The sequence below is a fragment of the Methanobrevibacter sp. genome (genome assembly GCF_017940815.1).
Classification (GTDB): Archaea; Methanobacteriota; Methanobacteria; order Methanobacteriales; family Methanobacteriaceae; genus Methanocatella.
On sequence record NZ_JAGAXX010000018.1, the window covers coordinates 23,211 to 29,530 of the forward strand.

Consider the following 6,320-nt stretch of genomic DNA (forward strand, 5'->3'; position numbering starts at 1 on the left):
TTATGTTAAGAATAGTTTATAAAATTAATTAAAAAAATAAGGTAAGTAACTTAACTTAATAAATTACTAATTTGATCAGTTGTTATCAATCCTAAAACTTTCATATCCTCATCGACAACCGGAAGACATGAAATGTCAAATTTACGCATCTTACGAGCGATATCCTCAATAGTCTCATAAGAATGACAATATTTGACGGTTGTTGTCATTATGTCTTTCAAATGATTTGAGTTCATAGCAATTGATTTAGATAGATCCCAACTGGTAACAATACCAATTAACTTATAATCATCAGTAACAACAGGAATGTGAGTTACATGCTTATCCAACATTAATTTAGCAGCATCCTGAACATCCGCAGCTTCCTTGATTGTTGCAAAGTTTTCCATCATTATGTCTTCAACAATATTATTTGACAGGAATTTTGAAAGGATATGATTCAATTGCCCCTTTTCAAGCAAGAATGCATCATGTCCATAATTTGACTTGATTTCTGAAAATGAAACCTCCAAATCATTAGCATTTAAAGCAGTCACTATTTCAGTGCTTTGTTCTGTTGGATACAGCCAATCGGAATCAACAGAAATGACTTCAATTTTCGCTTCAATATTTTTAAATCCATTAATTAATGAATCGTTAATGCTTAAATCAAATAAGTCAACCGCTTTTGTAATAAATAAATAACTGTTAGCGTCAAAACGTTTTACGAATGTCTCACCTTGGTGCTTTAAGTAACTTTCAACCTGGAAATCAATTGAAAAGTCGTAACTTATTTCATCCTTATCCTGCAAATCCCTTCCAAACTTGATGTCCATTGATTCATCACTTAAATAGGTAATGTGGGCAATCATACGAGCTAAGGACAATCCATTTTCAGGAACCTTACCAGTTTCATAATAATTTCCATTATTCCAATTAGGATCTGAAAATATGGCCTGACGACCTACCTCGTTGAATGCAATTTGTTGTGGTGATGACATTGCAGTTGTTGCAATAGGAACCGCTTTCTTCATCATTTTTGGATATCTTACTATCCAATCAAGAACTTGCATTCCTCCCATTGATCCTCCAATAACGGCAGCCAATTGATTAACTCCAAATGAATCGATTAATTTCTTTTGAACTTTAACCATGTCACCGATGGTAATTACAGGAAAATCCAGACCATATTCTTTGCCTGTTTTTGGATTGATTGAACTAGGACCTGTTGTTCCTTTACATCCTCCCAATACATTAGAACAAATGATAAAGTATTTTTCAGTGTCCAGTGCTTTTCCCGGACCTATAACAATTTCCCACCATCCGGGTTTCTTATCTCCTTCATGCCAACCTGCAGCGTGAGCATCACCTGTTAAAGCATGACAAATGAGAATAGCGTTGGTTTTTTCTTTGTTCAACTCACCGTAGGTTTCATATGCTACAGTGACGTCTTCCAAGACTTCTCCACTATCTAATGTAATTGGTTCAGGGATATCATAGTATTTGGTTTCTACAATACCTACAGATTCTTTATTCATTTACTTTCTCCAGATTTTTAATTTACGCATAGCTCCTTTTGCGGCAGCCTGTTCAGCTTCTTTTTTATTTTTTCCTCTTCCAACACCCATTTCTTTTCCATCAATCAAACATGCCATAATGAATGTCTTATCGTGAGGGACTCCGTATTCTTTCAATACTTCATATGATATTGTAACTTCATTAGCATCCCCATATTCCTTCATTTGTGACTTGTAATCTTCAAAGAACACTCTTTTTTGGTCGATATACTTGAATATGTTATTTGCAATGAAATCTTTTGCATACTCCATTCCCTTGTCAATGAACATTGCCCCTAGGAATGACTCGAATAAATCGGCAGTAATTGACAATACCTCATTCTTAGTCAAGCTTTTTTCTTCATGAGATACTTTAAGATATTCCTGCAAGCCCAACTTGTGTGAGTAGTATATCAATGCATTTTGACAGACAAAATTTGACCTGATTTTTGTCAATTGCCCCTCTTCATATTCAGGATATTTGTTAAATAAATATTCCGATACTATTAAACTTAAAACTGAATCCCCTAAAAATTCCAATCTTTCATAATTGTAATCCAATCCATGATATGTTGAATAGGAAGCATGAGTAAATGCAATTTCATACAAATGCTTATTATCAGTTTCAATATCAAATTTCTCAAATAAATTCATAATTAAAGCCCAGATGTATTTTTTGTTACATTATTTAATTATGAAATTCTAATTATATATAAGTAAGTATTAATTATAACTATTGTTATATAAATACTTTTCAGATGCTCTCACACTTTCCATTTATATAGACAAAATAAAACTAGAATTAAAAAGGATTTGGTAATATGATATTAAATTGGAAAGAAGAAATGGCAAAAATCGACCCTGACATGAAATTTAGAGCTCAAGGCGGATGGTTAAAAACAGTAGATGAATTAGATAAAAGCGTTAAAAACGGATACTCCCTTGTGGGAGATTTCGTCAATGCGGGAGACTTCGAGGAAGAGTACAGCGAAGGATTATATCTTGACTGCAACAAGGAAGGAACCGCTAAAAAAGCACAACTAGACTACCGCCTATTCAGATTCAGAGACGGAAAAGTCAGATTGCTTGATATGGTAATCAACGGAAAACAAGGATGGGCTGTTGACTTATGGGACGCTGTAGAAGGAGAATTATAGCTACCCAAAGCGTTCTTCAGGAGTCACCAATCTTGAAGACCAACTAATCGGGAGATTCACCCTAGGATCCAAGAATTTAGGTTCCTGCAACAGAATAATCCTATGATCCCAATTTTGAGGGAACTCTTTTCCTCTCCCTTCAACTATTCCCCTAAAACTAACCTGAAAATCACCAGTACCACCAATATCCATCATTAAATTTTCAGAGGTAATCACATCACCAAAGAATTTTTCCAAGTCCATTGCCTCAAAGACAGGAGCCACATAGCTCACACCCATCAATCCCTTTTCATTTTCACGGATATGAACCCTACTTTGGTCCAGTTCAATGCTTTCCCCATTGCTTTTTGTTATCTTGATTTTATCAGAGAATTCTAAATCCAACATGATTCACCTAATCTATATGGCAGAACTCACAGCATGCGCATGATGGTTCGAAATATGAATCGTCAGGTTCCACAATTGCCTTTTGGGCAAATAATGTTATGTTGAACTTAGGATGGTACTCCTTGCTCACCTCTTTTGTCATTGGAGACAATCCCCTGTAGTACACCGGCCTGTAGCCTGTCTGTGAAATGTCAAAGTAGAACTTCTCACCTGTTGCGAACTTGTTGAAGTATTCCTCAAGCTGCAATGCCTGCTTTGGAGAGATTGAAAAAGTGAATCCCATAGTGTCATCACTTCTCTGCCTGATTCCTGCATTGGAAATGTCCACAGCCAAAATGTCGTCGTTGCCTCTTACAAAAACAACACAGTTCTCTAAGTTTACATCATTTTCTTGAGCAATATCTTTCAATTCAGTCATGATTTTGCCTCCTAAATTTAGTTATACCTAAAATAATTTATTTGACAATAGTTAATAAAGTTATCTAAAATAAGTAGTATTTAAAATAAGCAGTGATTTTAAAAGTAGTCTAAAAAAAGTGGTTTGAAGAAGATTATGGAAATAATCTTCACAATATTTACCAACTTATACTAATCTTTGTCTAGTAGTTGGTTTTTTATTTTGCCAGCTGTATCTTCTGAGTTTTTTGGATTTACCAAATCCACATGAAGCACAGACTTTTTTACGAATGTGATAAGTGTTTCTACCACATCTTCTGCATCTAATATGGGTCTTTTTATTCTTCTTACCCATTGATGGAGTTCCCTTTGACATTGATACACCTCCCTAAGCTATCGTAAAAATGTAATCTCGAAAAGTATTGAATAATACTTATGGTGAAATATAAACAATATTGTCTCCTCTAATGAGCACAACACCGAGTCTTCTGGTTACTTCTCCGTCTTGTAACTCTTCTGCATCATTAAGAACTAAATTCATGTGTAAATCAAAGCTCTTAAGTATACCTCTAAATTCACGATCTCCTTTAAGTTTTATTAAAACTGGAGAATCCACAGATTTTCCTAATGCGTCAAGTGGTCTTTGAACATTTTGTCCGCTCATTATATCACCTTATATTATTACAATTTTTAGTTTTTTTAATATGAATTGAGTTAAACACTCTTTTATTAGACATAATATAATCAAGTTAAGATAAGACAAAACCTAATTAAAACTAATACTATTAAATATAGATAACCTACTATATAAAGGTTACCTTATTTTAGGCCAAAATAGGCAAAAAATAGCAACAATACTAATTATTAACAATCACCGTATATAAATTATTTTTCAGACGCTCTCCCACATTATCTAAAATACATTAAATACAAATCTAACCACACTCAACCATCACAGGCAACCACCATGAATTTCAACCGCACAAAATATATTGACTTGATAATGTACATTCTCTCCCAATGCTCATATAAACCAAATTTCGGAAAGACTGTCCTTTGCAGCATATTATACTTCATAGACTTTGGATATTACGAACTTTACGGAGAGCTTCTGACAAACGAGACATACATCAAGTCAAAAAAAGGAATAAAACCCAAACATTTCTTTGAGGTAAGCCAGGACCTCATCTCCAAAAAACAGCTGTTTTTAAGAAAGGAAGACTATTACTCAAGAAGAATACACAGATACTTCCCAACAATAATCCCTACCCCAAAATTCAGCCAACAGGAGATGGAAATCATAAAGTTGGCAATAAATAGCCTAAGCAACAACAATGCAAGCACAATAACAAAATACGCTGTACATGACCCTCCAATGATTGTTGCAAACTTTGGAGATGCAATTGATTTCAGGTATGTTTTTTCAAGAAACAACAGGTACTCCCTGTTAAATAAAAAAAATTTATTTATTCAAAAAACATAATATTATTCATTAAAACAAAATTGGGATAAACATGGCTATAAAAGTTAAAAAAAGAAATTTCTTGAAAAAAAAGAAAATTAAACAAATAAAAGAGGAATTAGGAGAATATGGAGACTTACTTCAAGGTAAAAAGAATGTGGAAATACTTGAAGCTGAACCTAATTCATTTATATTGGTAGACGGTGAACCTTACATTATAATAATCGATGAAAAACCATTTCCAACACTTAAAGCAGCACTTGCCAACCAAATTGATGCAAAAACAGTTACTGTGGACATGGGCGCGATAAGATTCGTGAGCAACGGTGCAGACATCATGAGTCCCGGAATTGTAGATACTTCAGAAGGTGTTGAGGCTGGAGACATAGTTCTCATCATCGACGAGACACATGGAAAACCATTAGCTATCGGAGTCAGCCTAATCAGCGGTGAGGAAATGGTTGAAAACGATTCCGGAAAAGCTGTTGAAACCAAACACTATGTCGGTGACGATATCTGGAACTTTGAGATATAAGGTGATTATATGGCAGAATTGAGATATCGTGCAGGAAACATCAGGGACCCTGGAGTTCACAAAATCGGCATAATCGCATTGGGATCACATTTGGAAAACCATGGCCCTGCATTGCCAATTGACACAGACGCTAAGATAGGAGCACACATTGCTTTTCAATCAGCACTCCAAACCGGAGCCAAATTTTTAGGAATAATCTTTCCAGCTTATGAACTGGACACAATCGACCATGGAGTCCATGTTTCACTAGATGTGCTAAAGGAAAACGTGATCAACACACTAAATCAGGCAAAAGAATTTTTAGACATTGAAAAGGTAGTAATCGTTAATGCCCATGGAGGAAACATTCCCTTAATGGCTGAACTATGGGACATTGAGGACAAAACAGATTTAGCGATAACATTCAACAACAAAGTAATCTCATCAGAAGGCCCTCACGGAGGAAGCGGTGAACTATCAATGGCTAAGGTTTTAGGCATAGTCAATGAGGATGAACTTGAAAACCAGGCAAACGTGAATGAATACGAAGAAATAGGACTATATGGATTCAAACAAGCCCGTGAAGATGACCCGAACATCGAGGAAGGTGCAAGGGACGTTGAAGAAAACGGCGTTTACATTGATGAAGAATACGGTCACAGGTTATTCAATTTAGCCATTAACTCTGTGTTGTTAGATGTTGAAAAATTATTAGATTTTTAAAAAGAAAAAAAGAGGCTGACTCATAATTTTTGTGTTTAAAATTTTTTTCTTATTTTATTATCCTTTAATTTTATATACTAGAAAGTACAATCTATTATTAGAGTTAATTAACTTTTTGGTTGTGTTTTTTATGGTTTTGAGGGAGG

10 protein-coding genes are annotated in these 6,320 nt (G+C 34.7%); 4 read left to right on the forward strand and 6 right to left on the reverse strand.

All coding sequences use genetic code 11. The annotated features are described in order from the left end of the window. Positions 1-50: 50 nt before the first annotated feature. Together ILA26_RS02810 and rnc are read right to left on the reverse strand one after the other, a co-directional pair. Positions 51-1,517, reverse strand: a complete 1,467-nt coding sequence (locus ILA26_RS02810; protein ID WP_292893859.1) for a homoserine O-acetyltransferase — start codon at positions 1,515-1,517, stop codon at positions 51-53. Further along, positions 1,518-2,189 (reverse strand): ribonuclease III, encoded by a 672-nt coding sequence (gene rnc / locus ILA26_RS02815; RefSeq protein ID WP_292893861.1) that lies wholly within the window; start codon positions 2,187-2,189, stop codon positions 1,518-1,520. A 167-nt stretch (positions 2,190-2,356) separates the two neighbouring features. On the opposite strand from rnc, the gene ILA26_RS02820 reads away from it, so the two are divergent. Further along, complete coding sequence (locus tag ILA26_RS02820; protein WP_292893863.1) at positions 2,357-2,692, forward strand: hypothetical protein; 336 nt, start codon at positions 2,357-2,359, stop codon at positions 2,690-2,692. Here ILA26_RS02820 and ILA26_RS02825 read toward each other — a convergent pair whose 3' ends face one another. The 4 genes from ILA26_RS02825 to ILA26_RS02840 form a co-directional block, all read right to left on the reverse strand. Continuing rightward, positions 2,693-3,079 (reverse strand): hypothetical protein, encoded by a 387-nt coding sequence (locus tag ILA26_RS02825; RefSeq protein WP_292893865.1) that lies wholly within the window; start codon positions 3,077-3,079, stop codon positions 2,693-2,695. Positions 3,080-3,086: 7 nt separating this feature from the next. Next, complete coding sequence (locus ILA26_RS02830) at positions 3,087-3,497, reverse strand: hypothetical protein (RefSeq protein ID WP_292893867.1); 411 nt, start codon at positions 3,495-3,497, stop codon at positions 3,087-3,089. Positions 3,498-3,662: 165 nt separating this feature from the next. Continuing rightward, complete coding sequence (locus tag ILA26_RS02835; protein WP_067042784.1) at positions 3,663-3,851, reverse strand: 50S ribosomal protein L37e; 189 nt, start codon at positions 3,849-3,851, stop codon at positions 3,663-3,665. Between the two features lie 57 nt (positions 3,852-3,908). Then, the gene (locus tag ILA26_RS02840) at positions 3,909-4,139 is read right to left on the reverse strand and encodes an LSm family protein (protein WP_116591755.1); all 231 of its coding nucleotides are present in this window, start codon (positions 4,137-4,139) and stop codon (positions 3,909-3,911) included. A gap of 303 nt (positions 4,140-4,442) precedes the next feature. On the opposite strand from ILA26_RS02840, the gene ILA26_RS02845 reads away from it, so the two are divergent. The 3 genes from ILA26_RS02845 to arfB are packed head-to-tail and all read left to right on the forward strand — an operon-like array spanning position 4,443 to position 6,174. Continuing rightward, positions 4,443-4,958 carry a type II toxin-antitoxin system antitoxin SocA domain-containing protein gene (locus ILA26_RS02845; RefSeq protein ID WP_292893869.1) on the forward strand — a complete coding sequence of 172 codons (516 nt, stop codon included), beginning with the start codon at positions 4,443-4,445 and terminating at the stop codon, positions 4,956-4,958. A gap of 31 nt (positions 4,959-4,989) precedes the next feature. Next, the gene (locus ILA26_RS02850) at positions 4,990-5,472 is read left to right on the forward strand and encodes an RNA-binding protein (RefSeq protein WP_292893871.1); all 483 of its coding nucleotides are present in this window, start codon (positions 4,990-4,992) and stop codon (positions 5,470-5,472) included. A 9-nt stretch (positions 5,473-5,481) separates the two neighbouring features. Continuing rightward, a complete protein-coding gene (gene arfB / locus ILA26_RS02855; protein WP_292893873.1) occupies positions 5,482-6,174 on the forward strand; it encodes a 2-amino-5-formylamino-6-ribosylaminopyrimidin-4(3H)-one 5'-monophosphate deformylase in 693 nt (230 codons plus the stop codon). The last annotated feature ends 146 nt before the right edge of the window (positions 6,175-6,320 follow it).